Annotated in this window: 26 protein-coding genes; 9 read left to right on the top strand and 17 right to left on the bottom strand. The window is 42.6% G+C overall.

Going from position 1 to position 25,856, the window contains the following annotated elements; genetic code table 11:
- Nucleotides 1–152 precede the first annotated feature (152 nt).
- On the bottom strand, nucleotides 153–749 hold the full coding sequence (ribA, locus tag PR795_RS12035) for a GTP cyclohydrolase II (protein ID WP_006661700.1): 597 nt from the start codon (nucleotides 747–749) through the stop codon (nucleotides 153–155).
- 214 nt (nucleotides 750–963) lie between these two features.
- Here ribA and PR795_RS12030 point away from each other — a divergent pair, with 214 nt between their 5' ends.
- The 5 genes from PR795_RS12030 to yciH all read left to right on the top strand — a co-directional run bounded on the left by PR795_RS12030 (nucleotide 964) and on the right by yciH (nucleotide 4,431).
- The gene (locus tag PR795_RS12030) at nucleotides 964–1,674 is read left to right on the top strand and encodes a phosphatase PAP2 family protein (RefSeq protein WP_006659764.1); all 711 of its coding nucleotides are present in this window, start codon (nucleotides 964–966) and stop codon (nucleotides 1,672–1,674) included.
- Nucleotides 1,675–1,828: 154 nt separating this feature from the next.
- Nucleotides 1,829–2,146: a LapA family protein gene (locus PR795_RS12025; RefSeq protein WP_006659765.1), complete on the top strand. Its 318-nt coding sequence runs from the start codon at nucleotides 1,829–1,831 to the stop codon at nucleotides 2,144–2,146.
- A gap of 6 nt (nucleotides 2,147–2,152) precedes the next feature.
- A complete protein-coding gene (lapB, locus tag PR795_RS12020; protein WP_006659766.1) occupies nucleotides 2,153–3,325 on the top strand; it encodes a lipopolysaccharide assembly protein LapB in 1,173 nt (390 codons plus the stop codon).
- A gap of 45 nt (nucleotides 3,326–3,370) precedes the next feature.
- The gene (pyrF, locus tag PR795_RS12015) at nucleotides 3,371–4,108 is read left to right on the top strand and encodes an orotidine-5'-phosphate decarboxylase (protein ID WP_006659767.1); all 738 of its coding nucleotides are present in this window, start codon (nucleotides 3,371–3,373) and stop codon (nucleotides 4,106–4,108) included.
- On the top strand, nucleotides 4,105–4,431 hold the full coding sequence (yciH, locus tag PR795_RS12010; protein WP_006659768.1) for a stress response translation initiation inhibitor YciH: 327 nt from the start codon (nucleotides 4,105–4,107) through the stop codon (nucleotides 4,429–4,431). The genes pyrF and yciH overlap by 4 nt, the downstream gene beginning before the upstream one ends.
- Before the next feature lie 55 nt (nucleotides 4,432–4,486).
- Here yciH and osmB read toward each other — a convergent pair whose 3' ends face one another.
- The 10 genes from osmB to PR795_RS11960 all read right to left on the bottom strand — a co-directional run bounded on the left by osmB (nucleotide 4,487) and on the right by PR795_RS11960 (nucleotide 13,708).
- Nucleotides 4,487–4,693: an osmotically-inducible lipoprotein OsmB gene (gene osmB / locus PR795_RS12005; RefSeq protein ID WP_006659769.1), complete on the bottom strand. Its 207-nt coding sequence runs from the start codon at nucleotides 4,691–4,693 to the stop codon at nucleotides 4,487–4,489.
- Between the two features lie 228 nt (nucleotides 4,694–4,921).
- The gene (locus tag PR795_RS12000; protein ID WP_006661702.1) at nucleotides 4,922–6,865 is read right to left on the bottom strand and encodes an exoribonuclease II; all 1,944 of its coding nucleotides are present in this window, start codon (nucleotides 6,863–6,865) and stop codon (nucleotides 4,922–4,924) included.
- Nucleotides 6,866–6,986: 121 nt separating this feature from the next.
- The gene (gene nth / locus PR795_RS11995) at nucleotides 6,987–7,628 is read right to left on the bottom strand and encodes an endonuclease III (RefSeq protein ID WP_006659771.1); all 642 of its coding nucleotides are present in this window, start codon (nucleotides 7,626–7,628) and stop codon (nucleotides 6,987–6,989) included.
- Nucleotides 7,629–7,647: 19 nt separating this feature from the next.
- Nucleotides 7,648–8,364 carry an electron transport complex subunit E gene (locus PR795_RS11990; RefSeq protein ID WP_181480872.1) on the bottom strand — a complete coding sequence of 239 codons (717 nt, stop codon included), beginning with the start codon at nucleotides 8,362–8,364 and terminating at the stop codon, nucleotides 7,648–7,650.
- Complete coding sequence (rsxG, locus tag PR795_RS11985; RefSeq protein WP_006661704.1) at nucleotides 8,364–8,993, bottom strand: electron transport complex subunit RsxG; 630 nt, start codon at nucleotides 8,991–8,993, stop codon at nucleotides 8,364–8,366. Before rsxG ends, PR795_RS11990 begins: the two co-directional genes overlap by 1 nt.
- Before the next feature lie 9 nt (nucleotides 8,994–9,002).
- Complete coding sequence (gene rsxD / locus PR795_RS11980) at nucleotides 9,003–10,082, bottom strand: electron transport complex subunit RsxD (RefSeq protein WP_272516852.1); 1,080 nt, start codon at nucleotides 10,080–10,082, stop codon at nucleotides 9,003–9,005.
- 11 nt (nucleotides 10,083–10,093) lie between these two features.
- Nucleotides 10,094–12,004: an electron transport complex subunit RsxC gene (gene rsxC, locus PR795_RS11975; protein WP_181480870.1), complete on the bottom strand. Its 1,911-nt coding sequence runs from the start codon at nucleotides 12,002–12,004 to the stop codon at nucleotides 10,094–10,096.
- The gene (rsxB, locus tag PR795_RS11970; RefSeq protein WP_006659776.1) at nucleotides 11,997–12,599 is read right to left on the bottom strand and encodes an electron transport complex subunit RsxB; all 603 of its coding nucleotides are present in this window, start codon (nucleotides 12,597–12,599) and stop codon (nucleotides 11,997–11,999) included. The genes rsxC and rsxB overlap by 8 nt, the downstream gene beginning before the upstream one ends.
- Nucleotides 12,599–13,180 carry an electron transport complex subunit RsxA gene (rsxA, locus tag PR795_RS11965; RefSeq protein ID WP_006659777.1) on the bottom strand — a complete coding sequence of 194 codons (582 nt, stop codon included), beginning with the start codon at nucleotides 13,178–13,180 and terminating at the stop codon, nucleotides 12,599–12,601. The genes rsxB and rsxA overlap by 1 nt, the downstream gene beginning before the upstream one ends.
- An 87-nt stretch (nucleotides 13,181–13,267) precedes the next feature.
- A complete protein-coding gene (locus PR795_RS11960) occupies nucleotides 13,268–13,708 on the bottom strand; it encodes a DUF2569 domain-containing protein (protein WP_006659778.1) in 441 nt (146 codons plus the stop codon).
- Between the two features lie 128 nt (nucleotides 13,709–13,836).
- Here PR795_RS11960 and PR795_RS11955 point away from each other — a divergent pair, with 128 nt between their 5' ends.
- Together PR795_RS11955 and PR795_RS11950 are read left to right on the top strand one after the other, a co-directional pair.
- Entirely contained in the window at nucleotides 13,837–14,880 is a 1,044-nt protein-coding gene (locus tag PR795_RS11955) for an oxidoreductase (protein ID WP_006659779.1), read from the top strand.
- A gap of 59 nt (nucleotides 14,881–14,939) precedes the next feature.
- Complete coding sequence (locus PR795_RS11950) at nucleotides 14,940–15,917, top strand: bile acid:sodium symporter family protein (RefSeq protein WP_006659780.1); 978 nt, start codon at nucleotides 14,940–14,942, stop codon at nucleotides 15,915–15,917.
- A gap of 178 nt (nucleotides 15,918–16,095) precedes the next feature.
- On the opposite strand, the gene add is transcribed toward PR795_RS11950, so the two are convergent.
- The 3 genes from add to manA all read right to left on the bottom strand — a co-directional run bounded on the left by add (nucleotide 16,096) and on the right by manA (nucleotide 20,157).
- Entirely contained in the window at nucleotides 16,096–17,097 is a 1,002-nt protein-coding gene (add, locus tag PR795_RS11945) for an adenosine deaminase (RefSeq protein ID WP_272516851.1), read from the bottom strand.
- A gap of 134 nt (nucleotides 17,098–17,231) precedes the next feature.
- Nucleotides 17,232–18,872: a YdgA family protein gene (locus tag PR795_RS11940; protein WP_181480868.1), complete on the bottom strand. Its 1,641-nt coding sequence runs from the start codon at nucleotides 18,870–18,872 to the stop codon at nucleotides 17,232–17,234.
- 109 nt (nucleotides 18,873–18,981) lie between these two features.
- Nucleotides 18,982–20,157 (bottom strand): mannose-6-phosphate isomerase, encoded by a 1,176-nt coding sequence (manA, locus tag PR795_RS11935; protein WP_181480913.1) that lies wholly within the window; start codon nucleotides 20,155–20,157, stop codon nucleotides 18,982–18,984.
- Nucleotides 20,158–20,335: 178 nt separating this feature from the next.
- Between manA and fumC the strand changes: the two genes are divergently transcribed.
- On the top strand, nucleotides 20,336–21,733 hold the full coding sequence (gene fumC, locus PR795_RS11930) for a class II fumarate hydratase (RefSeq protein WP_006661708.1): 1,398 nt from the start codon (nucleotides 20,336–20,338) through the stop codon (nucleotides 21,731–21,733).
- A gap of 61 nt (nucleotides 21,734–21,794) precedes the next feature.
- Here the strand turns inward: fumC and tus are convergent, their stop codons facing one another.
- The 3 genes from tus to PR795_RS11915 form a co-directional block, all read right to left on the bottom strand.
- Entirely contained in the window at nucleotides 21,795–22,700 is a 906-nt protein-coding gene (gene tus / locus PR795_RS11925) for a DNA replication terminus site-binding protein (protein ID WP_181480867.1), read from the bottom strand.
- A 157-nt stretch (nucleotides 22,701–22,857) separates the two neighbouring features.
- A complete protein-coding gene (locus PR795_RS11920) occupies nucleotides 22,858–23,427 on the bottom strand; it encodes a lytic polysaccharide monooxygenase (protein WP_006659786.1) in 570 nt (189 codons plus the stop codon).
- A 115-nt stretch (nucleotides 23,428–23,542) separates the two neighbouring features.
- The gene (locus PR795_RS11915; protein ID WP_181480866.1) at nucleotides 23,543–24,805 is read right to left on the bottom strand and encodes an MFS transporter; all 1,263 of its coding nucleotides are present in this window, start codon (nucleotides 24,803–24,805) and stop codon (nucleotides 23,543–23,545) included.
- Between the two features lie 112 nt (nucleotides 24,806–24,917).
- Between PR795_RS11915 and PR795_RS11910 the strand changes: the two genes are divergently transcribed.
- On the top strand, nucleotides 24,918–25,823 hold the full coding sequence (locus PR795_RS11910; RefSeq protein WP_006661711.1) for a LysR family transcriptional regulator: 906 nt from the start codon (nucleotides 24,918–24,920) through the stop codon (nucleotides 25,821–25,823).
- Nucleotides 25,824–25,856 lie beyond the last annotated feature (33 nt).

Below are 25,856 nucleotides of genomic sequence, written 5' to 3'. Positions count from 1 at the left end.
GGTATTAAATTGCGAACAGTATAAACCTTATAAAAAGAATGTGAATATAACATCCGTCAAATGTTATGGATTCAAGTATTATGGTAACAATGGGAATTAAGACAAGATAATAGGAAGAGCGCGGAACACTCTTCCTGATTGAGATAGATTAATTATTGGTGCTTAAATAACATATGACCCATTTTTTGTGCTTTTACATCTAAATAATGTTCGTTGCTAGGATTTCGTCCAACAATTAATGGCACACGCTCAACCACATTGATGCCAGCTTCACGCATAATATCGATTTTTTTCGGGTTATTCGTCAGTAAACGGACTTCATTTATCCCCAATAATTTATACATATCAGAGCACAGAGTAAAATCACGTTCATCGGCTTTAAACCCTAATTTTAGGTTAGCTTCAACGGTATCTAAACCTTGGTCTTGCAACGCATATGCACGGATTTTGTTCAGTAATCCTATGTTGCGGCCTTCTTGGCGGTGATACAGGAGCACCCCTCGACCTTCTTCACTAATTTGCTTGAGCGCAGCTTCTAACTGAAAACCACAGTCACAACGTAAACTAAATAATGCATCGCCAGTTAAACATTCGGAATGAATTCGACTGAGTATTGGCGTTGCGCCTGAAATATCACCAAAAATGAGAGCAACATGGTCATGACCGGTTGCGATTTCCTCAAACCCTACCATTAGGAATTCACCGAAAGGGGTAGGTAGTTTGGCTTCGGCAATACGTTTTAGCTGCATATTTTCTTTCATTAGTTAAAGTAACTCTTGCTGAATTAAACACGTAAATCGATATAGTTATTAAAGTTAAATATATCGATGCTATATGACGTTTGCATATAGAGTCCGGCATTCTTTGCACACAGCCGACGCTGTACTACTATAACAGAGATATTACAAGGTCATGCGAAATTTGTTTATTAGGGAATAATTTAAAACTTAAGGATCATTCTAGATGAGAAAGAGTGCTTATATTATTGCAATAAGTGTTATTTTTTTGCTATTACCGCCGATAGCTATGATAGTGACAGGCTGGCACTGGTCGCCAGAACAGCAACCGTCGATGAAATGGCTTCTTTGGCTAACGGATAGCGCAGGGCTACCGTATAGCTATATTACCTTCGTGTTCTTAACGTTATTAACGCTGGTGGTATTTCGTCATCAACGAAGCCAATGGCTGAAACTGTTGGTCATCATTTTGCTCTGTATTCTTGGTGCGCAAGGTGTTAAATCTTTGATGAAAAGTTCTTTTCAAGAACCAAGACCTTATGTGATGTGGCTGGAGAAGACGGCCCAAATCCCTCATCAAGTCTTCTATAATTTAAAACGTGGGGAACGCGCGGATTTAATCAAGAATAGCGTGAAGTCGAATTCTCTGATTCCGAAATGGCAACGTCAGCATTGGCAAGTAGAAACGGGCTATTCTTTCCCTTCTGGCCATATGTTATTTGCGGCCGCTTGGGCGTTATTATTAATGGCACTGTTCTGGCAACAGCGTCAGTATATATTGGGGATCGGGTTATTGTGTTGGGCTGAAGGGATTGGACTCAGTCGGATGTTACTCGGTATGCATTGGCCAATAGATATTATTACGTCGACACTTATTAGTGCACTTTTTGCGCTTTTAGGCTGTTGGATATATCAATCTCGGTTATTCGAGAAATGAATTTCACGCCGATCGAGTTATCCTGATGAAAAAGGGCGGTTTTTAGTGCGATTGGAATGGCGAAGTTAATAATTTACTTTGTCTGAATGCGCTGAAAATGCTACCTTATCAGCGATATGTTTTGGAACGATAAGAACTGATAACGGGAAAAAATGTGAAATACTTTCTGATTTTATTACTAGCGGTCGCTGTTTTTATTGTGTCGATTACGCTAGGTTCAAGCAATGATCAGGTTATTACATTTAACTACCTGATTGCAAAAGGGGATTTTTCGTTATCCTCGTTACTTGCAACCTTGTTTGGTGTCGGTTTTGTGCTGGGGTGGCTGGTGTGTGCGGTGTTTTATTTGCGTACCATTGTTAGCCTTAAGAATGCACGTCGTAAAATTAGACGTTTAGAATCACAATTGGGTGCTGGAGAGAAGACCATTTCTGACTCAACCGAATTAGTGACAGCTCAGAACAAGGAATAATCCTCAATGTTCGAGTTGCTTTTTCTGTTGCTACCTGTTGCCGCTGCCTACGGCTGGTACATGGGGCGCAGAAGTGCTCAGCAAGATAAGCAGCAGCACGCTAATCGCTTGTCACGCGACTATGTGACAGGCGTGAACTTCCTATTATCAAATCAACAAGATAAAGCGGTTGATTTGTTCCTCGAAATGCTAAAAACAGAAGATAGCTCCGCGTTTGAAGCTCATCTGACGTTAGGTAATTTATTCCGTTCTCGCGGTGAAGTCGAGCGAGCTATTCGTATTCACCAGTCGCTGGTGGAAAGTGCCGCACTCTCATTTGAACAACGCTTGTTAGCAACTCAGCAGCTGGGTCGTGATTATATGACCGCGGGTGTGTATGACCGTGCTGAAAATATGTTTCAACAGCTTACTGATGAAGTGGATTTTAAACAGAGCGCGTTGCAATCATTATTGTCGATTTATCAATTAACCAGTGATTGGGGTAAAGCCATTGAAACGGCGACAAAATTGGTAAAATTAGGCTCAGAAGAGTTACGTGAGCAAATTGCCCATTTCTACTGTGAATTAGCCACTCAAGAATTGGCGAGTGATGATATTGACGAAGCTCTAAGCTTGCTAAATAAAGGTGAGCAGGCTGATAAAAATTGCGCACGAGTTTCGATTATGAAAGGGCGCATTTTTATTGAGCAAGGTAACTATGAGAAAGCCATTGCAGCATTAGTGCAGGTTTATCATCAAGACAGAGAATTGGTATCTGAAACATTGCCATTACTGTATGAATGTTATCGACATACAGGGCTGGCCGACGGCTGGGAAGCCTATTTACGACAATGTGTTGATGGAAATACTGGGGCTATTGCCGAGTTATATCTCGCCGATATTATCGTTGAAAAGCAAAACCACGAAGCCGCGGCGAGTTACATCAATGACCAAATTCAGCGTCATCCAACTATGCGTTTATTCTACCGTTTGATGGATTACCATCTGGCGGAAGCGGAAGAAGGTCGAGCGAAAGAGAGCTTGATCTTGCTGCGTAAAATGGTGGGTGAACAAATTCGAACCAAACCTGATTATCGTTGCCACAAATGTGGTTTTACCTCCCGTTCGCTCTATTGGCACTGTCCATCTTGTCGCTCTTGGGACACCATTAAGCCGATTCGTGGACTGGATGGTCAGTGACAGTGTCACTTTTAATTTCTGATAATATTCAATAAAGGCTATGAAATGAACTCCTCAACTGAGAACCTCGTTCGCGTTAACACTGACTCGCCTATCATTGTCGCTCTGGATTATGAAAATTCTGATGCAGCGCTCGCATTTGTTGATAGGATTGATCCGCGCGATTGTCGCTTAAAAGTGGGCAAAGAGATGTTCACATTTAATGGTCCTCAATTTGTAAAGTCACTCCATGACCGTGGTTTTGATGTTTTTCTGGATCTTAAATTCCACGATATTCCCAATACCGTCGCTCGAGCGGTTTCAGCGGCAGCAGAAATGGGTGTTTGGATGGTTAACGTCCATGCCAGCGGTGGCGCTCGTATGATGGAAGCCGCTCGTCAAGCCCTTGAGAGCTATGGCAAAGACGCACCTTTACTTACAGCCGTAACAGTATTAACCAGTATGGATGCTTCTGATCTTGCTGGCGTTGGAATTAACTTAACCCCCGCAGAACATGCAGAACGTTTAGCACTCCTGACCAAGCAGTGTGGTCTTGATGGTGTAGTCTGTTCGGCACATGAAGCCAAAGCACTGAAAGCAGTGTGCGGTCAAGAATTCAAGCTGGTGACTCCAGGTATTCGCCCTGTTGGGAGTGATGTGGGGGATCAGCGCCGTATTATGACGCCTCAACAGGCGCTCGAGGCGGGTGTGGACTACATGGTAATAGGACGCCCAATCACTCGGAGTGACGATCCTGCACTGACTTTAAAACAGATCAACCAATCAATCAGGGATATCGCATGAGTGACGCTAACAGCCGTTTAGTGTATAGCACAGACGTTGGACGCATTGAGGAAGAAAAGCCGAAAGCGGTGCGACCAAAAGGTGATGGCATCGTGCGTATTCGCCGTGAAACCTCGGGTCGTAAAGGTAAAGGGGTCTGTGTTGTCACAGGGCTAGATCTTGATGATGCGGAACTGGCAAAACTCGCAGCAGAATTAAAGAAAAAATGTGGTTGCGGTGGCGCGGTCAAAGACGGTGACATTGAAATTCAAGGTGATAAACGCGACTTACTAAAACAGTTACTTGAAGCAAAAGGCTACCAAGTCAAATTGGCGGGTGGTTGAACCAAAATAAAATGGGGGAAATTTCCCCCATTTATCATCATACTGTGTGTCAGAATTACTTCTTAACTTGATGTCCAATAATCCCACCGATAGCTGCGCCACCTACAGTACCTAGTGCGCTTCCATCCGTTAATATTGCGCCTCCAACAGCACCGACAGTCGCTCCAATCGCTGTGTTTTTATTCTGTTTTGACATATTTGAACAAGCACTGAGACCCAGTGCCACCGTTGCGATAATGACAAAAGAGAGGATGCGTTTCATGATGTTTACTCCAATCTATTTTTTATAATGATAATTACGTATCAGCATATAGCCAAATTAAAATATCACGAAAAACGAATAGACGGATCGGAATAATCAGAAATAAATGTTAAGAATCGCCAGATATTTAACATTAAATGCTAACTCATTCATTTTGAATGTAATTTGAACAAATAAAAAAGACCATTACCGCAAGATAATGGTCTCAATGGAAAATGAAAGGATATCTTACGCCGCTGGGCGAGCGACGATATTGCGAGTTTCCATGCGTACTTCTGCGATATTCACATCAATAATATCGTTTAATTGATAGGCTTTTTCGCCTTTGATCAATACACTGCCTGTTTCTTGGCTGCATTGAATCTCATCACGAACACTGTGTAAGAATGGCGCAGGGATAAAGGCAACAGCGCCGTTATCGACTAAACGTACGCGCACACCACCACGGGTAATATCAATAATTTCAGCGGGGAATTTGGTCTCAGTTCCTTCAAATGGTTTTAGGTAACGAGAGTATAACCAGTCGCCAACATCACGTTCAGCCATGCGGTTAGCACGGCGGCGTTCTGCTAATTTTATTGACAGTTCTTCACTTGGTTTTGCTGGCGTTGGCGCGCCTGCGATAATCGATTTCAACAAACGGTGGTTGACGATATCGGTGTATTTACGAATTGGCGATGTCCATGTTGCATATGCTTCGAAGCCCAGACCAAAGTGTGGACCTGGGTCCGCTTTCACTTCAGCAAAGGTTTGGAAGCGGCGAATGCGGCTGTCTAAGAATTGGGTTGGCTGAGAATCTAATAGGCGACGCAATTCACGGAAGCCTTCAAGCGTTAATAAAGCTTCACCATTGGCTTCGATGCCATTATCTTTCAGCGTTTGAACGACTTGTTCGATCTGCAACGGTTCAAAGCCCATATGGACGTTAAATACACCAAAACCTAATTTGTTTTTCAGGACGTTAGCGGCACATAAGTTAGCGGTGATCATCGCTTCTTCAACAATGCGGTTTGCAGTGCGACGACTTTCTGAAACGATCTCGACCACGTTACCATTTTCATCTAAAACAAAACGGTAATCCGGTCTGTCTTTGAACACTAATGCATTATCATGACGCCATTGCAGGCGTTTATCCGCCATTTCTTTTAATAGTCTGATTTGTTGTGTATCGGCATCAGATTGTGGCTTCCATGATCCCGTTTCTTCTAACCAATCAGATACTTCATCGTAGACAAGCTTAGTTTTTGATTCGACCCATGCACTGAAGAATTCGATATTGCTATCAATAGCACCATCTTGCAGGATTTGCGTAACGCAAACCAAAGCAGGGCGACGGGCATTTGGTCGCAGAGAGCACAAGTCATCAGAAAGTTGGCGAGGCAACATTGGAATATTGAAGCCAGGCAGGTAATTGGTGAATGAGCGAGCTAAAGCGAGTTTGTCTAATTCACTTCCTTCCTTGATATAGCTGGTTGGATCTGCGATAGCGATATACAGCTTCAGGTTACCTTCAGCCGTTTTTTCGATATACAGTGCATCATCCATATCTTCGGTGCTTGCGCTATCGATAGTGACAAAGTGTAGATGAGTTAAATCAACACGTTCTAAACCTTCGTCATCACGCTCACTGTCCACCATTGCCGGTTCTGCACGGTCTAATTGGTGACGGCGTAACGTTACCCACCACGGTGCGAAATGGTCGTCACCGTAGGTAATATATTCTGTAATTTCAGCATAGAAGCCTTTGTCACCCTTTAGTGGATGACGGCGCATTTCGGCAACGACCCAGTCACCTTGCTTGAATTCATGGGTAATACCGTTGATTGGTCGGCATGAAATGGCATCTTTTAACAGCGGATGGTCAGGGATGACAAACAGGCGATTATCGTTATCTTTTTTCTGAATTTTACCGACAAAACGGTTGAGAAATGGTTCGATTAATTCTTCAGGTTCAGCGAACTCGCGGTCTTTATCCGTATGAACGGCGGCAGAAATTCTATCTCCGTGCATCACTTTTTTCATTTGCGGAGGCGGAATAAAATAGCTTTTTTGTCCATCGACTTCTAAAAAGCCAAATCCTTTTTCTGTGCTTTTAACCAGACCTTCGACGCGAGGTGTTTTGGCATGCAACGTCTGTTTGAGTTGCGCTAGTAATGGGTTGTCTTGAAACATACTTACCGTTTATTTGATGTTGAGTTTGGCTCTATTGTTGCGTAAGACAAAGTCTTAGAGCAAGAAAAAAATGCGAATGACTTTATAACGATGTGGAAATTCGCATCTTAGGCTAACTTGATTAATTTTCAGGGTAAACTTTATCTTTAAACTCGCAAAGATCCTCAATAATACACGATCCGCAGCGAGGTTTACGTGCGATGCATGTGTAGCGACCGTGCAAAATAAACCAGTGATGACAATCAACTTTAAATTCAGCAGGGACCACTTTGAGTAACTTTTCTTCGACCTCAACAACATCTTTACCTGGGGCGAATTTGGTTCGGTTACACACGCGGAAAATATGGGTATCGACGGCAATCGTTGGCCAGCCAAATGCCGTATTGAGTACCACATTGGCGGTTTTACGTCCTACACCGGGTAAGGCTTCTAACGCTTCACGGTTCTCAGGAACTTGGCTCTGATGTTTTTCGATCAGAATTTGGCAAGTTTTATAGACGCTTTCTGCTTTAGTGTTAAACAATCCGATGGTTTTTATATACTCTTTGATGCCATCGACCCCAAGAGCAACCATTTGTTCTGGTGTATTGGCAACGGGATATAATTTTGCGGTCGCCTTATTCACACTGACATCGGTGGCTTGTGCAGAAAGCAACACCGAAATTAGCAACTCAAAAGGGGAGCTAAATTCTAGCTCCGTTGTGGGATGTGGATTGTTATCGCGCAGGCGAGTGAGAATTTCGATTCGTTTAGTTTTATTCATTGCTCACAAAGCTTCAAATTTAGGAGATATTTGTGCCACAACCTTGTTCTTTTTGGTATACACGTAGAGGTTGTTGACCTGATTTTAGCGCCGCGCGCTTTTTCATTTTTTCATCAATAAGGTATTTACCCGCCAACATTAATGCTAAGCCAATAAATGCACCCGGTGGCAGCATAGCGAGTAAAAAAGGTGAGTCAAGGTGTAAGACTTCAATACGTAGTGACTTAGCCCATGAACCTAATAGCAGGTCAGCACCATTGAATAAGGTTCCGTTACCTAAAATTTCGCGCATTGCGCCAAGTACAAACAATGCCGCTGTTGCACCTAACCCCATGGCGAGTCCATCCATAGCAGATAACGGTACTGGATTACGTGAAGCATACGCTTCGGCGCGTCCAATCACGATGCAGTTTGTCACGATCAGTGGGATAAAGATCCCCAGAGACTCATATAAACCAAACGCATAGGCGTTGATCAGCATTTGTACTGCACTTACTACTGAGGCGATAATCATTACGTAGATAGGTATGCGAATCTCAGCAGGAACCCAACGGCGAAAAGCAGAGACTGCCACGTTGGTACAAACCAGAACGAGGGTTGTTGCAAGCCCAAGCCCCAGTGCGTTAGTTGCTGTCGATGATACAGCCAGTAATGGGCATAAACCCAGTAATTGTACTAAAGCAGAGTTATTTTTCCATAACCCTTGTGCAAATAACTCTTTGGTTTCACTACTCATTATTCATCCCCACAAATTGGGTAATTTGCTAATTCTTCAGGTACAGTTTGAATAAATGCGGCGGTACGTTTTGTGGCATTGACAACTGCACGAGGGGTAATCGTTGCTCCTGTAAATTGGTCAAAATCGCCACCGTCTTTTTTCACTGCCCAATGAGGATCTTGGGCAGATTCCAATTTCTTGCCTGTAAAATGGGTGATCCAATCGGATATTCGGGTTTCAATTTTATCCCCAAGCCCTGGCGTTTCATGATGCTCTGTAACGCGTACGCCCAAAACTTTGCCATTAAAATCAGCACCAACCAATAAATGGATGGCACCAGAATAACCATCTGGTGCGGTACTTTCTAATGCCGCAGCAACAGGTTGACCATCCTTACGGGCAATATACAGATGTCGAGGGAGTTTATTTCCCAGTATAGCTTCATTGGTGACCAGATAGCACTCTTTGGCGAGATCATTGTCATATAAGGATTCAGGCACCACTTGGTCGAGCAATTTTTTCTGAACAAGGGCAGCTTGCTCGGCAATGATGTCTTTGGTTAGCGTATAAACTGCAGCACTGAGCGCAGTGGTTCCCGCAGCAAACAGAGCCAAGATTGTGCCATGACGGCGCATCGTATTTAACATGGAGGCTCCTTACTTATGTCCATACGCACGTGGCTGCGTATAGTGGTCAATTAATGGCACGGTAATATTCGCAAGCAAGACAGCAAATGCGACGGCGTCAGGGTATCCACCATAAACACGGATCACCCACACTAAGAAACCGATTAATACCCCAAAAATAATGCGTCCTTTTGGTGTTGTTGACGCTGTGACTGGGTCGGTGGCAATAAAGAACGCGCCAAGCATCGTCGCACCTGATAATAATTGGATTAATGGTGGTGAATAACGGCTATCGTCGATTAGCCAGCTAACCACAGCGAGCAGGGCAAGTGTTCCAATAAATGCCACGGGAATATGCCAGCTGATGATCCGGCGGCTGAGCATAATTAATCCGCCAGCCAGATAGGCAAGGTTTACCCACTGCCAACCGATACCGGCTAAAGAACCTTGCAAAATTGGTTGCTGTAGTACATCGGAAATGGAGTGGGTGAGTAAGCCCGTTTTAAAGCTATCAAGCGGTGTTGCTTGGCTCATCCCATCAACACCGGTACGTAATTGATCCAGCGTTATTCCCGTTGAGGTATGCCCGCTAAAGATCACCATCAAACTATCAAAACCTGAAATATGCAGTTGTTGCAATTCCTGAGGCGGCAACCAGTTGGTCATTTGCACTGGGAATGAAATCAGTAATACCACATAACCGACCATAGCAGGGTTAAATGGGTTTTGCCCTAAACCACCATAGCACTGCTTAGCAATAATGATGGCAAAGATAGTACCAAGAACAATCAGCCACCAAGGGGATAGTGGCGGCAAGCTCACACCGAGCAATAACGCGGTCACAATGGCCGAGTTATCTTTTAGTACAGGTAAAACAGGCTGTTTCCGCAAATGGATTGAAACGGCTTCTGTTAAGGCTGCCGTCACCATTGCAATAGCAATTTGATATAAGGTGCCGATACCAAAAAAATAGGTTTGCACGGCAATGCCTGGAATGGCCGCCAACAGAACCCAAAACATGACCTGACTCGTGCTTTGGTTATCATGAGTAAATGGGGCGCTAGCAATTTTTAAACGGCGTGTTTTGCTATCAAGCGGTCTAAATTTCATGTGGTTATCACTTACTCTGTGGTTGTTTGTTCATTTGGTTGTTGAGAAACAGATGATTGCGCGGCTTTCTTAGCTTTAACTCTAGCAATTGCCGCGGCAACAGCGGCTTTGCGTGGGTCGACTTCCTCAGCAGTTTCAACCGGAGCGTCGATAACAGGTTCTGAAGTCTGTTGTGCGGCTGCTTTCTTCGCTTTCGCGCGAGCAATGGCAGCAGCAACGGCGGCTTTGCGTGGGTCATCTCCCTCCGCGCCATCTGCAATCACGGGGTTGTCAGATTGGGTTTGCTCTGCGACTTTTTGCGCTTGTTTGGCGCGCGCTTGAGCTTTACGCGCTTCTCTTGCTGCAATAACAGCACTATTGTCAGGCAATTCACCTGAAATGATTTTTATTGGCTCAGCCGTTGACGCTTTCTTCGCTTTAACACGAGCAAGTGCCGCATTAACTGCGTCTTTATCTGCGGTATCCACTTGAACAGCCGCTTTCTTATGGCGTTCTTCACGGGCAAGTTTTTCACGTTCCATACGCTGTTGTTTAGCTTCAAAGCGCTGTTTAGCTTCGATGGAACGGCGTTCTTCTTGGTCTATTTCGCGAATTTCTGCTTTTTCTTGGCGATAATATTGTACCAGCGGAATATTGCTTGGGCAGACATAAGCACAAGCACCACATTCAATGCAGTCAAACAGATTATGTTTCTGCGCTTTTTCGTGTTCTTTACCTTTACTAAACCAATATAATTGCTGAGGTAATAAACTGGCAGGGCAAGCATCAACACAGAGACCACAACGAATACAAGCTTCTTCGACAGGTTTTTTGCCCATCTCTTCTTGGGTCGGGACCAGTAAGCAGTTGCAAATTTTGACTACAGGAACATTGAGATCGGGCAATGTGAAGCCCATTAATGGTCCCCCCATGATCACCATTTGCTCATTTTCAGGCTCAAAGCCAGATTGCTGAAGTAGATGTTTAACTGGCGTACCTAAGCGAGTCCAGAAGTTTCCTGGCTGTTTAATCGCTTCTCCGGTGACCGTGACAACACGTTCAATGAGCGGCTGACCATCAATGACTGCGCGCTTGATAGCGACGGCAGTACCCACGTTTTGCATCAATACGCCAATCTGGGAAGATCGTGCACCTGAAGGAACTTCTTTTCCCGTTAAAATTTTGGTCAACTGTTTTGCACCACCTGATGGGTACTTGGTGGGGATCACTCGGATAAAAATCTGTTTATCTATGGAGGTAAGGGCGCGTTTTAAGGCGCGGATTGCCTCGGGCTTATTATCTTCAATGCCGATTAATACTTGGTCGGGGTTTAACAGGTGTTGCAGAACGCGGCAGCCTTCAATGACTTCTTGAGCATGTTCTTGCATTAAACGGTCATCAGCAGTGATATAAGGTTCACATTCTGCGGCATTGATAATCAACGTTTTAATGGCATCTTTCCCGCCTGCTAGCTTAGAGGCTGTTGGGAAGCCAGCGCCACCTAAACCTGCAATACCTGCTTGCTCAATTTTGTTGAGCAAATCAGCCCGCGAAAGTTGTTGGAAGTCAGGTACGGGTTGTAAAGGAGCCCAAGTATCCAGACCATCTGCTTTAATTTTGACGCAGAGTTCTTTTAATCCTGAAGGATGAGCGGTCACCATAGGTTCAATCGCGGTGATAGTACCGGATGTTGAAGCATGCACAGGCACGGTACGACCTGTACCTTTCGTTAATGGTTGACCTTTAAGAACGGTGTCGCCAATGTTGACGATGAGTTCACCTTCCGGACCTAAATGTTGTTGCAGAGGGATGATTAGCTCATCAGGAACGGAAGCCACACGCATTGGCGTTCTGCTGGATTGTAGTTTCATCTCAGGGGGATGAATACCGCCATCAAAGTCCCAAATATTATCTTTTTTCAACCACTTAAATAAATTAAGCATGGGAACCCTCTTTGGCTGACAATAAGGATTCATCGGTAATATTTTTAACTGGGATGGTGTTTAAATCCCATTTCCAGTTGGCGGTAGTGGTTTTAACTGGCACCATTTCAATACAATCCGTAGGACATGGGGCAACACACAGGTCGCAACCCGTACATAAATCTTCAATCACTGTATGCATGGCACGAGTAGCGCCCACAATGGCATCGACAGGACAAGCTTGGATACACTTTGTGCACCCAATACAATTTTCTTCATCGATGATGGCAACTTTACGAACAGGGTTTTGCGCAGTTTCATCGCCATCAATGGGTTGAGGGTCAACGTTCATCAGCTCAGCAATTTTGAGCATGACTTGCTCGCCGCCGGGGGCGCATTTGTTTATCATTTCCCCGTTGTTGGCTACTGCTTCAGCGTAGGGACGGCAACCTGGATAACTGCATTGCCCGCATTGGCTCTGCGGTAAAATAGCATCCAGTTTTTCAACAATCGGATCTTCCTCAACTTTAAAACGTAATGAGGCATAGCCTAAGATCAGACCAAAGATCAGCCCGAAAACGGCTAATATGCCAATCGCAATCCACAAAGACATCATTAGAATTTCACCAAACCACTAAAGCCCATAAATGCGAGAGACATCAACCCCGCAGTGATCAGACCAATTGACGAACCTTTAAAAGGTGCTGGGACATTTGCTACAGCTAAGCGCTCACGGATGGCGGCAAAGAGAACCATAACAAAAGAGAATCCGACGGCGGCACTAAAGCCATATACCGCAGATTGCAAGAAACCGTGGGATTGATTGATGTTTAATAAAGCAACCCCAAGCACCGCACAGTTAGTGGTGATCAGCGGTAAAAAGATCCCCAATAGGCGGTATAAGGTTGGGCTGGTTTTTCTCACAACCATTTCAGTAAACTGTACTACTACGGCTATCACAAGGATAAAGCTCAGTGTACGTAGATAGACTAGGTCTAGAGGGATTAAGATCAACGTATCGATTAACCACGAGCTTATTGAGGCGAGGGTCATAACGAACGTAGTCGCAAAACCCATACCAATGGCGGTTTCTAGTTTTTTTGATACGCCCATGAATGGGCATAATCCCAAGAATTTAACGAGGACAAAGTTATTGACTAACACTGTCCCAATAAAAAGTAGAAGATAGTCGGTCATTTCATAGCCTGAAGAGAGAAAAAAGCCCAAAAACTGACCACAGTCAGTTTAACGGAGGCTATGATATCAAAGCTATTTTTGTGATGCTTATCGATCTTGTGTGAAAGTCATTTTCACTCGTTTAGACATTTTCAAATAAGGGACAAAAAATCCAGCACCTAATAGTGGCCATGCGAGGATTTGTAGGGCAGTTTGGTCATCAATAGGGGAAAATGCGAATGTTTTTAATCCGATTAACATTAATGCTAATAGCCATAGGGTAAAACGACGGGGAAAATGACGAGAGCGCTTAAACATCAGTTGTGTAACATGTACACTAAAAAGTGACATAGCTAGGCTGATTGCGAAAGACAAATACCACTGTGGGGTAATGAAACTACTCCAATTATCCACCGTGGTGACAATCTCATAAAATTTAATGCAGTACATCACAGTCATGCTACAAGCCGCAAACAATGTCAGCAGTAAATAGCTAGCAGGGGCTAATAACCAGCCGGTAATACGGTCAGTGTTATAAACAGAAGTCATAAGTAGGGATCCGTTATTGCTAAATAATCCTGATAATTAATAATCCTATCATAGATTTATTTGCTAATTGATTCATTCTGATGGTACTTTTTTAAAATAGCAAAATATGCCACTTATGTGAGGTCAATATGCCCAAACCAATTAAAGTCGGGATTGTTGGATATGGTTATGCCAGCAAAACATTTCATGCTCCATTTTTAGCCATGTTAGAAGGATTTGAGCTAACGACTATCTCCAGTAGTGATGCGAGTAAAGTTCATGCGGATTATCCTAATGTTACGGTAGCTAGCTCGCCCGAAGCATTGTTTGCTGATCCTGAAATTGAGCTTGTTGTGATCCCAACGCCGAATGACACTCACTACCCATTAGCCTGCAAAGCGTTAGCTGCGGGTAAGCATGTGGTGGTAGATAAGCCGTTTACTCTTGATGTTAAAGAAGCCGAAGATTTACAGCAACGAGCTGAAAAAGCCGGAAAATTATTATCAATTTACCATAATCGTCGTTGGGATTCAGGGTATCGCACCGTGAAAAAAATCCTGCAAGATGGCTGTTTAGGTGACATTAAATATTATGAATCTCATTTTGACCGTTTTCGTCCAGTGGTGAGACAACGCTGGCGAGAGGCTAATATTCCGGGAGCGGGAATTTGGTACGATCTGGGACCGCATATGATTGACCAAGTGCTGCAATATTTTGGTAAACCGCAAGCGATTACCGTTGATCTGGGGGCTATTCGTCCAGGCGCGGAAGCAGTAGATTATTTCCATGCAATGCTGGATTATGCAGATAAGAAAATCGTATTACATTCAACAACTCTCGCGGCAGCGCCGATGCCAATTTATACCATTCATGGTATGAAAGGGAGTTACGTGAAATATGGGCTAGATACGCAGGAAGATGCGCTAAAAAGTGGTGCTGTTCCACGAGGTGAACATTGGGGAGAAGACCCTAATCTGGGTGTTGTGACGCTGTCACAAGGCGATGATATGGTGAGTCAGTCATGGGCAAATGAGAAAGGCAATTATGGTGGATATTATGAAGCCATTTATGACGCTATTCGTTTCGGTAAGCCAAATCCAGTTACACCAAGCGAAGCCATCGATATTATGAAACTGATTGAAGCCGGTATGCAATCAGCGAAAGAAAAACGGACTATCGAAAATATTTTCTAAGGTTCAACGTTGAAGATAAAGCCAGTGTAAAAACTGGCTTTTTATTTGTGGAAAATCGAATGAATTTATTAGCAAAACTTAAAATAGACTCGTTTCTGTTGATCATGATTGGCGTTGTCATTATCGCCAGTATCTTCCCATGTGAGGGGCAGGTTAAAACTGTTTTCCAGCACTTAACAACCGCAGCGATAGCGCTACTGTTTTTTATGCATGGTGCTAAGTTATCCAGAGAGTCTATCGTTGCAGGGATGGGGCACTGGCGACTTCATTTATTAGTATTTGCCAGCACGTTCATTCTATTTCCTATTATTGGTATTGCATTGCGCTTTATGGTGCCACATTGGATGTCGCCAACGGTGTATATGGGCTTTTTGTATTTATGTGCATTGCCCGCCACTGTTCAATCTGCCATTGCATTCACCTCGGTTGCCGGTGGGAATGTCGCTGCGGCAATTTGCAGTGCTTCAGCCTCCAGTATTTTAGGGGTTTTTCTCTCTCCTGTTTTAGTCGGAGTGTTGATGGACACTGATGGCAGCCAAGCAATGGATACACTCAATGCGATTGGCTCAATTATGCTGCAATTGATGGTGCCATTTATTGTCGGGCATTTATGTCGACCGCTCATCGCTAACTGGATTAATCGCCATAAAAGGTTGGTCAATACCACTGACCGGTCTTCCATTCTACTTGTTGTGTATGTGGCATTTAGCGAAGCGGTGGTTGAGGGGATTTGGCAAACCATTGATGCTTATTCACTGTTTATCATTACGTTAGTTTCTTGTGTTGTATTAGTCGTGGTGATGGTGATTAACGTGATGTCAGCGCGTATTCTTGGGTTTAGCAAAGAAGATGAAATTACGATTCTTTTTTGTGGGTCGAAGAAGAGCTTGGCAAATGGTGTACCCATGGCAAATGTGCTATTTCCAGCCGCAACAGTAGGGATAATTTTGCTGCCATTAATGATTTTTCATCAGATTCAATTAATGGTGTGTGCAGTGATAGCTCAGAAGTACGCTAAACGGCTCGAAAAACACTAAATATCCACTAAGGCAGCGAAAGCTGCCTATACAAAATAACTAATTTAGTTACAACATACTGTGGGTGTTATCATGAAATAGATTAACGACTGAGAAAATTTGAACGTTTTAATGGGTTAAATAGGGCAGAACATGAGTCCTACCCTATAAAAAGATTTATTCGCAGTTAGCAGTTGAATTAACGGTTTGCAGCTTTACGCGCCAATGCCGCTTTCTCGCTATCAGAAAGGAATGCCATGGTGAGTCCATTGCGCTGAGCTTGTTCAATTTCAGCCTGTGTTAGGCCCGCTTGCGGTGCAGCAACATTATATTCATAAGGTAACTCGATGCCTTCAACAGCAGGGTCGTCGGTATTAATGGATGCTAAAACACCGTGGGATAAAAAGGTTTTCAACGGGTGCTGAGCCAGTGAAGGGACGGTACTGGTTTGAATATTCGAGGTTAAACAACTTTCAATACCAATGTTATTTTTCGCTAAAAATTCAATGAGCTCAGGATCTTCAATTGCTTTAACCCCATGTCCAATACGTTGAGCGCCTAAATGCTTGATAGCATGCCAAATACTGGCTGCACCTGCCGCTTCACCAGCATGCACGGTAATATTGAGTCCAGTATTACGAGCTTTGGTAAAATGTTCTTCAAATAATGCACCTGGGAACCCCAGTTCATCACCGGCTAAATCAAGGGCACATAATTTATCTCTATGTGCGAGAAGACCCTCTAATTCAATAGCACAGGCCTGCTGCCCAAAAGTACGGCTCAAAATACCAATCAGATTGATTTGAATGTCGTATTGACGGCAGCTCGCAGCAATACCGTCAATAACTGCACCAACAACGCCTTCAACAGGAAGTTGATGCTTCATTGCCATATAGTAAGGGGAAAAACGTAATTCAGCGTAGTCAATGCCCGCTCTAAAGGCATCTTCCACATTCTCAAATGCGACACGCTTACAGGCATCTAAATCAGCTAATACAGCAACACCCCAATCCAGTTTAGTTAGAAAACCAACTAAATCAGCTTCTTGTCCCATAATTTGCACGTGAGGGCGTAAGGCTTCAATTTCATCTGCGGGGAGTTGGATACGGTGCTGTTGTGCCAAAGAAAGAATGGTTTCTGGGCGAATATTACCATCAAGGTGGCGATGTAAGTCTGTTAAAGGGAGCTGTTTGTTTATCACGATAAATGATCCTTATAGATATTCTGCATCCATTTTGTATGTAATTGAATAAAAATCAATGATAAATAGGCTAAATAGAAACAAAAACGCCAGTCGAGGAGACTGGCGTTTAAGTAATTTATCTTAAGGATAAATTATTGTGCAGCTGGCGCTTCTGCTGGTTGTTCAGCTTCGATTGCTGGCTCAGCAACTTCAGCACCATCAGCAGGTTGAGCTTCTTCTTCGTAGCCCATTTCATCTTCTGGACCAGACATCATTTTCATCTTAGTCAGGAATTCAGCTAAGGTATATTTGTCACCGTTGAAGGTTAGGTCATTACCAGAGAATTTAACGGTCATGGTTAAATCGTTTTCGCTGTCGATCATCCAAGGATGTTTTTTCTCTTTCGCTTTCTCTGCGCGTTGTTCATCAGTCATGAACATTTCTTCGAACGGGTTAGAGAACATATCCGCAGTTAGCATTTGTTGAACACCAGCGAACTCTTCAGTTACTTGTTCTTTAACAACTTTCTTATCTTCCGCAGAAACTGCTGCACCGCCATCTAAGATCATGGCTTGAGTCATTGACTCGATGACCATTGGCTTATTCAGTTTCATGCTGAAATCGAAAGAAGTGATCAGTTGTTTGAACGCTTCATCCACTTTGTTTTGCATTGCTAACGCAGTAATTTCGTCTTGGTTCCATTTGTTGAAAGTAACGCTTAGGTCGATAGAGCTTTGACCTGCTTCGTTTTTCCAATAGAACGGGCTAACAGTAAATACTGGTTTGCTTTTCATCAGCTCAGGCAGAGTTGTGGTGATCATCTGCATTGCGATTTTTTCGCTTGCTTCAGTTGGGTTGCCTGTTGCTAAGCCTTCAGCCAACGCTTTGTTGTATTGCTCAACAAATTGACCTAATGCTTTCGCATCTAATTTTTCGATAGCCACTGTCAGCTCACCAGAACCTAAGTTTTGATCTAATGCTTTAACATCACTGATTTTGTAAGACAGGTTACCTTTAACATCGTCACCATTGATAGAGGTATCACTTGAAACGTTCAAATCTTTGAATGAGAACTTAGTTTCAGGGATATTAACATCGGTATCTGCGATAACGAAAGATTGGGTACCTGTATAGAAGCCATGTTGAGATTTCTTAACATTAGAAACCAGCTTCATGCCTTTCATTGTGATAGAACCTTCTTCTTTAGTGCTGCTGATCACTAAGCTATCAGTCACTAAAGATGCATCAACAGTACTTAAGTCTGAACCAGTTGCAATATCAAACTTAGCGCCGCTAAATGAGAATTTACCATCTTCTTTGGTGTATTCAAGAGGGATCAGCTCGATGCTAGAATCCACGTTTTTGCTGTAACCAATAACAGCAGAACCATGCATGAATGGCTTGCCTTTGGTTGCTTCAAACAGCTCTTTAGTCGCTTTCGTATTTGCTAATTCAACATTAACTGCACCTAATTTAGGCATCAGATTGAACTGAGCTACTTGGGATAATGGCAGTGGACCATGAGAGATATCCGCTTTAAAGACGATGTTTTCGTCAGCAGAAGCGGTTGAGGTAATGATGATGTCAGCTTGAGAAGAGAACACACCACGTTTGTAGTTTTCTAATTTAAAGACAACATCAGCACTTGGATCGTTAGCCGTGATAAACGCGTTTGAATTCGTAATCACTTTATTCAGTTCAGCTTCAACTTTTGAACCTGTATACCATGATGCGCCAGTCCATACTGCGCCCAGAGCAACGATAACACCTACCGCAACTAATGACTTTTTCATTATCAACATCCATCCTTTCAGTGCGCATAAAACGCACTTATGTATAAATAATATAAGTTTTTATTACCCGTTTGGCTGTGTGTACCAACGGCTAAATATAAAATATGACCTAAAAATTAAATACTCGGGCTACTTGGCCATTTCCTTGAATAGAAATGTTATCCTCATAAGCAGGTAAGAAAACAGATTCACCAGAATTCATGTTTAATTCTTGATTACCTGATCGCAATACTAACTTACCTTCAATACAAAACAAAATTGAAGCTGTATGATTAGTTAGGGATAACCCAGAGCAGTCAATAGAATATATTTTAAATGAAAAATCTTCCACTGGGATCTTATATTTCCAGACATTTCCAGATTTTTCGGGAATATTGAACAAATCATCAGCTTTAATTGACTTAAAATCAATATTATCAACGAGTTCTTTTACATCAATATGTTTGCTCGTTAAGCCTGCACGCAAGACGTTATCTGAATTAGCCATCACTTCTAACCCAACACCCTCTAAATAAGCGTGAGGGGTTCTTGCTGCTAAAAACATGGCTTCACCAGGTTGTAATTCAACGATATTTAGCATTAAAGGCGTAAATAAACCATTATCATCTGGATATAAGCTCACCATTTGTTTAATGGAATTCCACGGCTCACTTTGTTTGCTATTCAATGCTGCTTTTAATACACCCAATGCAAGCTCTTTTTGCTCACCAGTCAAATTAAGAATCTGTGCAAATAATTTTTTTAGTTTATCTTCACTTGGGGATTGAACAAAAAATTGAATTTCAGGATGGGCTGCTGCAATAAAGCTAAATAACTCGACAATTTCTGCTATAGGACGAAATGCATTCATTGCTTTAAAGGGGGTTAAAGCATAAATCAGCTCTGGTTTATGATTATTATCCTTATAATTACGGATAGGGGAGTTCAATGGGATCCCTTGTGCATTTTCTTTTTTAAAACCGATTTCCGCATCGTGTTTATTTGGGTGAACCTGAACGGATAATGGCTGAGCTGCGCATAGCACTTTGAATAAATAAGGAAGTCGGCCAAAACGTTCGGCGATATGTTTACCCAATATTTTTTCTGGGTTTTCCTTAATGAAAGCATCTAACGAGATTTTCTGATGTGTTAAGGGTGATATAACCTCAGAACTGGCTTTGGGGTGAGCCCCCATCCAAAGCTCAGCCATTGGTAAATTATCCGGGTTAGGGTAACCATACAGTTCGCTGAGGGCGGTTTTACTTCCCCAATCATAGTGTTGGATTTGGTTCATCATTTTTAGCATATCAAAACTCTCTTTTTGCAAAAATCAACTGATTTCCTTTTTACTACAGCACAATAAGCTCGACCAAGTCTCATAATTGAAATTCAATTTGTGGCATTATACTGCTCGGTTATTTGCTTACCTGCAAGCAGATGATTCTAAAATTAATTATTCTGAATATGTACCTAAGGAGCTAGTAATGGCAGCCACTCGCATTGAAAAAGACTCAATGGGACCAATTGAAGTACCTGCTGACCACTTATGGGGCGCGCAAACGCAGCGTTCTTTAGAACATTTCCGTATCTCTGTAGAGAAAATGCCTGTTGCTCTGATCCACGCATTAGCGGTAACTAAAAAAGCGGCTGCAAGCGTGAATATGGATTTAGGTTTACTGCCAAAAGATCGCGGTGATGCGATTATCGCTGCGGCAGACGAAGTCCTTGCTGGCAAGCATCCAACAGAATTCCCTCTCGCTATCTGGCAAACTGGTTCTGGTACTCAAAGTAACATGAACATGAACGAGGTGCTAGCTAACCGTGGTAGCGAAATCCTCGGTGGACAGCGCGGTAACGACCGTCTAATCCACCCAAATGACGATGTTAACAAGAGCCAAAGCTCTAACGACGTCTTCCCAACAGCAATGCACGTTGCAGCCGTTGTTGCGATTCGTGAACATTTGCTGCCAGAATTAAAAGTTCTGCACAAAACCCTCGATGCGAAAGCAAAAGAATTTAAAGACATTGTTAAAATTGGTCGTACACATCTACAAGATGCGACACCATTAACATTGGGTCAGGAAATCTCAGGTTGGGCGGCAATGTTAGCCCACAACGAAAAACATATTGAAAACGCAGTGCCACATATTTGTGAATTAGCATTAGGCGGTACTGCGGTGGGTACAGGTCTGAATACTCACCCTGAATATGCGGTTCGTGTCGCGAAGAAAATTGCTGAATTAACAGGTCAGCCTTTTGTCACATCACCAAACAAATTTGAAGCATTAGCGACTTGTGATGCTTTAGTGCATGCTCACGGTGCATTGAAAGGTTTAGCGGCATCATTAATGAAGATCGCTAACGATGTTAGATGGTTAGCATCAGGTCCTCGTTGTGGTATTGGCGAAATCTCGATTCCTGAAAACGAACCGGGTAGCTCTATTATGCCAGGTAAAGTTAACCCAACGCAGTGTGAAGCATTAACCATGCTGTGTGCTCAGGTCATGGGTAATGATGTTGCTGTGAATATTGGTGGCGCATCAGGTAACTTTGAATTGAACGTATTCCGTCCAATGGTTATCGACAACTTCTTACAATCTATCCGTTTATTAGCAGATGGTATGCGCAGCTTCAACGAGCATTGCGCTGAAGGCATCGAACCAAACCGTGAACGTATCGAAAAATTACTGCACGAATCTCTGATGTTGGTAACAGCGTTAAATACCCACATTGGCTATGATAAAGCGGCAGAAATTGCGAAGAAAGCGCACAAAGAAGGTCTGACTCTGAAAGAATCTGCACTGAAATTGAACTACTTAACTGAAGCTCAATTTAATGAATGGGTTCGTCCTGAAGATATGGTTGGTAGCATGAAATCATAATTATCCATCTCTTGGATAATGAATGTTAAGCCCCTGCATTAGAAATAGTGCAGGGGCTTTTTTATCGTTCAATATATAGGTTTAAACGCGGGATCAATAATTCGACGGGTTTTGCTTTTGGGCGATTACGCAGGGCGATGTTATCTTGATGATAATCCGCTAACTCACCAAGCTTGATATCGCTTAATTCTTTATCAATGGCGAAAATCAACAGCGGTGTTGCACAAGGATATTGTGTTTGCTTTTGTGTTTCTTTGTCCCAAACTCGCGCGATAGGTTGAACTTTAACGGGGCGTTGAGTTTTCAATACACAATCATGGGGAAGAGAACGAATTAATTGGATTTCATTTTTTAATTGCAATATCCAGTGCTCACGTTGTAAATGAGAGGGGGTTCTCCCACTTTCTAGGCTCGCCTGTAAGCGATTGAGCATCTCTTCTTGAGTCACTTTGTTGATGACTTTCTTATTTGCCCAACCGAATCGAATGGTATCAGGATCAACAACAGAAGTGAGGGTACGATAGGTATTTAGTGTTAACAAACCATGCAAGCTTTCTCGAATAAATTCAAACCGATGGGCTTCATCAATGTGGGTTACAATCTGCTTTATTTCTATTTTTAGTTGATTGATCTCGAAGAGTAAATGCTGGAAGCGTTTATAGTCTGCCAGAGAGGGCGCAAGACAGATAGCACCAGGTAATCGAATAGCGGCTTTATTGCTCACTAACTCTGATTTTTTATGTATAAATAGCAATGTAAAAAGGTCTATTGCTCGTGTTAGCGCATCTGAACCAGTGAGTTTATCCACTAAGATCGAGCTAACTTCATTATTCTCATCACCTTTTAATGTTTCCGGTAAGCTAAATACAGCGGCTTTAACATTTTGCTGAGTTTGAAGTAATTGGCAAAGAAGGTTGATATTTGACTCAAGCTGATTGAATGAACTCACTAACTGCTGTTTTGACATAACATCTTTAACCTTATATTTAGTTACAACATTCTAATGGCTCGAATAACTAAATTAACATTAACATTTGAGTTTTTCAACACGCTTACTAGTGAATCTAAGGGATAGCCGATAGAGTATTACATACTATCCCTATTGTCTGGTTTACTGACAATTATTATTTATAGTCAATTTCCAAATCAATTACTTGATAAAATGCATTAGCGGTATCATCGATGGTCCAAACACCTAAAACAACATGATAGCCTTGATAATCTTTTGGAAGATGACAAGTATGCATCACTAAACTAGGTGGCATTTCGACTTTCTCGAACTTACAAAATGGCGTTAACTCAAATTGGGCGCGGGTTAAAGACTTGCTGGGATCCCAATCTTTACGTGTAATAAAATATTCCCACTTAGTTGTTCGGTGAATGGCAGTTAGGCGCCAGAAAAAATCGAAAGTCGAGGTTTCTATTAACATCCGAGTCCAACGAAACGGTTGTTGTGCATCAAGCGGAGAGAAAGAGGCAATATTCGCACTCGCAATTTTACCGTCTGCAGGACCTTTTAGCGGAAATCCCTTTAAACCTTCAACTGATTGTGGTTCGTATTGAACAGCGCCACAATTTTGGTTGCTTTGCAGTTTACAGAGATAGGCTCGACTGGCAGGATACTCGATGTAGCCATGAGGTAATGCAAAATAGCTATAGCAGAGTAGTAAGGGAAGTAATAATAGTTTTTTCATTCAATATCCTCATCATTGATTAATTTATAGATTTTCTATTAATTATGATGAGGATGTGAATTCTAACCTTTAGCAGGAGTTAATTTATTAAGTTAATTAGGTAACCTAGAAGCGATTAACATTTTGTTTTTAACTTATAAGCAATACCGACGCCGAGTAGCAACAAACTTGCGATAAATAACGCTACGCCATTCCACCCATAGGAAGCCCAGAATACCCCACCTAATGTACCAGCAATACTGGAACCTGCGTAATAACTAAATAAATAGAGTGAGGATGCCTGACCCCGTGCTCGTTTCGCTCGACGTCCAACCCAACTACTGGCGACAGAGTGTCCTGCAAAAAAACCCGTTGTCAGTACAGTCATACCCAGCAATATCACCCAGATATTACTATGTAGGGTCAGAATGACGCCCATCAACATCATCGCAATTGCGGCGATCAGAATTCGTCCAAAACCGTATTTTTGTGTCAAACTTCCTGTCTTTGTCGCGCTGTAAGTTCCTGTTAAATAAACAATAGATAAGAAACCCACAACAGATTGACTAAAATTATAAGGCGACTCAAGTAAGCGGTATCCAATGTAGTTATACATCGTTACAAAACCGCCCATTAAAATGAACCCCTCAATGAATAACCACGGTAAACCGGTATCACGCAAATGTAAGTGTAAGTTAACCCAAAGGTTTTTAGGTTTTAATGAGCTGGCTCGGAAATGCTGAGAAGGGGGCAATAATCGCCAAAAACCAATCGCGGCTAACAGTGCCAAGGAGCCTAAAATAACCACAGCAACTCGCCATGAATAATAATCGGCAATAACGCCTGTCATTAGGCGTCCGCTCATTCCACCAATAGAATTACCACTAATGTAGAGCCCCATGGAAAGTGCAACATAGCTGGGATGAATTTCTTCACTTAAATAGGTCATCGCCACCGCAGCAACGCCACTAAGGGAAAGTCCCACTAAAGCGCGAGCAATTAGAATTCCTTGCCAACTTTCCATGATTGAACTCATCAAGGTAAAAAGCGCTGCGCAAGTCAGGGAAATCACCATAACATTTTTACGACCAATCGCATCGGAAATAGGTCCAGTGACCAATAATCCTAATGCCATTAATCCAGTACTTAATGATAACGACAAACTCGCGGTAGCCGGTGAAACATTAAAATCAGCCGACAACATTGGCAAAATAGGTTGGACAAAATAGAGCAAGGCGAAGGTCGCAAAACCCACAGTAAAAAATGACAGCGTAACGCGCAGATATAAGGCGTCATCTCGTTGAATATAGTGTTTTTTCGGTGGGGTACTCGTCAAGGCTGCGTTTGGTTTTCCTTGTAAAGATGAACTCGGTGAGAGGCTTTTTGACTGCTGTTCCATGTAAATTCCTTGACGACTAAACGGACTTGATTTCGATCAAAGAATAGAAACTTTCTATTTTTTTGTCTAATATATTAATAATACATAATGATACATTTAAAATATCAATCTGATGAACATTGAATTACGCCATTTACGTTATTTTATTGCCGTTGCCGAAGAGCTGCATTTTGGGCGTGCGGCTGAACGTTTGCACATGTCTCAACCTCCATTAAGTCAGCAAATTCAAGCTCTTGAAGAAATGGTTAATGCGAAACTATTAGAACGCAATAACCGTAATGTAGCATTAACCCCCGCAGGGGCGATGTTTCTAAAAGAGGCGTACCAAATTTTAGGGCAAGTGGATGCCGCAGCCACAAAGGCGGCTCGAATGGAAAAGGGGGAGCTAGGTGAGCTTTCCATTGGGTTTACCTCAACAACGCCATTTATGCATAAAGTCACCATGAGCTTGCGTCAATATCGAGAAGCTTATCCTGATGTTTCTATTCATATGCATCAGATGAATACGAAGCAACAAATCCCCCCATTAGTGACTGGGCGCATAGACATTGGCATCATGCGCAATACAATATTACCTGAACAATTGGACTATCAATTATTGTTCAGAGAGCCCTTTATGCTTGCCGTCTATGAAGGGCACCCATTATTGGCTTATGAAGAAAATGGTGTGGATATTAAGCAACTTGCTGCTTATCCATTAGTTTTTTTCGAGCGAGAAGTCGGTACAGCGCTGTATGATGAGATAAACCAATTATTAGCATCTGAAGGGATAGTTCCCACTATTTCTCAAGAAGCTGGGGAAGCGATGACTATCTTAGGCTTAGTCTCTGCGGGAATGGGAATTTCAATTATCACGGAATCCTTTACTCGCATGAAAATTGACGGCGTTAGATACCTCAAGCTGGCTAATATTCAAGCCACTTCTGAAGTTTGGCTAGTTTACAATACGCGCAGAACAGCACCTGCGGCAGCGAAAAAACTCACAGAGTTATTATTGCATAACATTGTTGGTGTATAGCCTTGAATGATTAACGCGATTAATATCACGTTT

Source organism: Providencia sp. PROV209 (assembly GCF_028479485.1).
Classification (GTDB): domain Bacteria; phylum Pseudomonadota; class Gammaproteobacteria; order Enterobacterales; family Enterobacteriaceae; genus Providencia; species Providencia alcalifaciens.
This window is presented reverse-complemented; position numbering and strand designations above follow the sequence as displayed.

Coding starts and splice junctions, on each gene's coding strand:
- ribA (WP_006661700.1), bottom strand. CDS start 749: ATGCAGCTAAAACGTATTGCCGAAGCCAAACTACCTACCCCTTTCGGT.
- PR795_RS12030 (WP_006659764.1), top strand. CDS start 964: ATGAGAAAGAGTGCTTATATTATTGCAATAAGTGTTATTTTTTTGCTA.
- lapB (WP_006659766.1), top strand. CDS start 2,153: ATGTTCGAGTTGCTTTTTCTGTTGCTACCTGTTGCCGCTGCCTACGGC.
- pyrF (WP_006659767.1), top strand. CDS start 3,371: ATGAACTCCTCAACTGAGAACCTCGTTCGCGTTAACACTGACTCGCCT.
- yciH (WP_006659768.1), top strand. CDS start 4,105: ATGAGTGACGCTAACAGCCGTTTAGTGTATAGCACAGACGTTGGACGC.
- osmB (WP_006659769.1), bottom strand. CDS start 4,693: ATGAAACGCATCCTCTCTTTTGTCATTATCGCAACGGTGGCACTGGGT.
- PR795_RS12000 (WP_006661702.1), bottom strand. CDS start 6,865: ATGTTTCAAGACAACCCATTACTAGCGCAACTCAAACAGACGTTGCAT.
- nth (WP_006659771.1), bottom strand. CDS start 7,628: ATGAATAAAACTAAACGAATCGAAATTCTCACTCGCCTGCGCGATAAC.
- PR795_RS11990 (WP_181480872.1), bottom strand. CDS start 8,364: ATGAGTAGTGAAACCAAAGAGTTATTTGCACAAGGGTTATGGAAAAAT.
- rsxG (WP_006661704.1), bottom strand. CDS start 8,993: ATGTTAAATACGATGCGCCGTCATGGCACAATCTTGGCTCTGTTTGCT.
- rsxD (WP_272516852.1), bottom strand. CDS start 10,082: ATGAAATTTAGACCGCTTGATAGCAAAACACGCCGTTTAAAAATTGCT.
- rsxC (WP_181480870.1), bottom strand. CDS start 12,004: ATGCTTAATTTATTTAAGTGGTTGAAAAAAGATAATATTTGGGACTTT.
- rsxB (WP_006659776.1), bottom strand. CDS start 12,599: ATGATGTCTTTGTGGATTGCGATTGGCATATTAGCCGTTTTCGGGCTG.
- rsxA (WP_006659777.1), bottom strand. CDS start 13,180: ATGACCGACTATCTTCTACTTTTTATTGGGACAGTGTTAGTCAATAAC.
- PR795_RS11960 (WP_006659778.1), bottom strand. CDS start 13,708: ATGACTTCTGTTTATAACACTGACCGTATTACCGGCTGGTTATTAGCC.
- PR795_RS11955 (WP_006659779.1), top strand. CDS start 13,837: ATGCCCAAACCAATTAAAGTCGGGATTGTTGGATATGGTTATGCCAGC.
- PR795_RS11950 (WP_006659780.1), top strand. CDS start 14,940: ATGAATTTATTAGCAAAACTTAAAATAGACTCGTTTCTGTTGATCATG.
- PR795_RS11940 (WP_181480868.1), bottom strand. CDS start 18,872: ATGAAAAAGTCATTAGTTGCGGTAGGTGTTATCGTTGCTCTGGGCGCA.
- manA (WP_181480913.1), bottom strand. CDS start 20,157: ATGCTAAAAATGATGAACCAAATCCAACACTATGATTGGGGAAGTAAA.
- fumC (WP_006661708.1), top strand. CDS start 20,336: ATGGCAGCCACTCGCATTGAAAAAGACTCAATGGGACCAATTGAAGTA.
- tus (WP_181480867.1), bottom strand. CDS start 22,700: ATGTCAAAACAGCAGTTAGTGAGTTCATTCAATCAGCTTGAGTCAAAT.
- PR795_RS11920 (WP_006659786.1), bottom strand. CDS start 23,427: ATGAAAAAACTATTATTACTTCCCTTACTACTCTGCTATAGCTATTTT.
- PR795_RS11915 (WP_181480866.1), bottom strand. CDS start 24,805: ATGGAACAGCAGTCAAAAAGCCTCTCACCGAGTTCATCTTTACAAGGA.
- PR795_RS11910 (WP_006661711.1), top strand. CDS start 24,918: ATGAACATTGAATTACGCCATTTACGTTATTTTATTGCCGTTGCCGAA.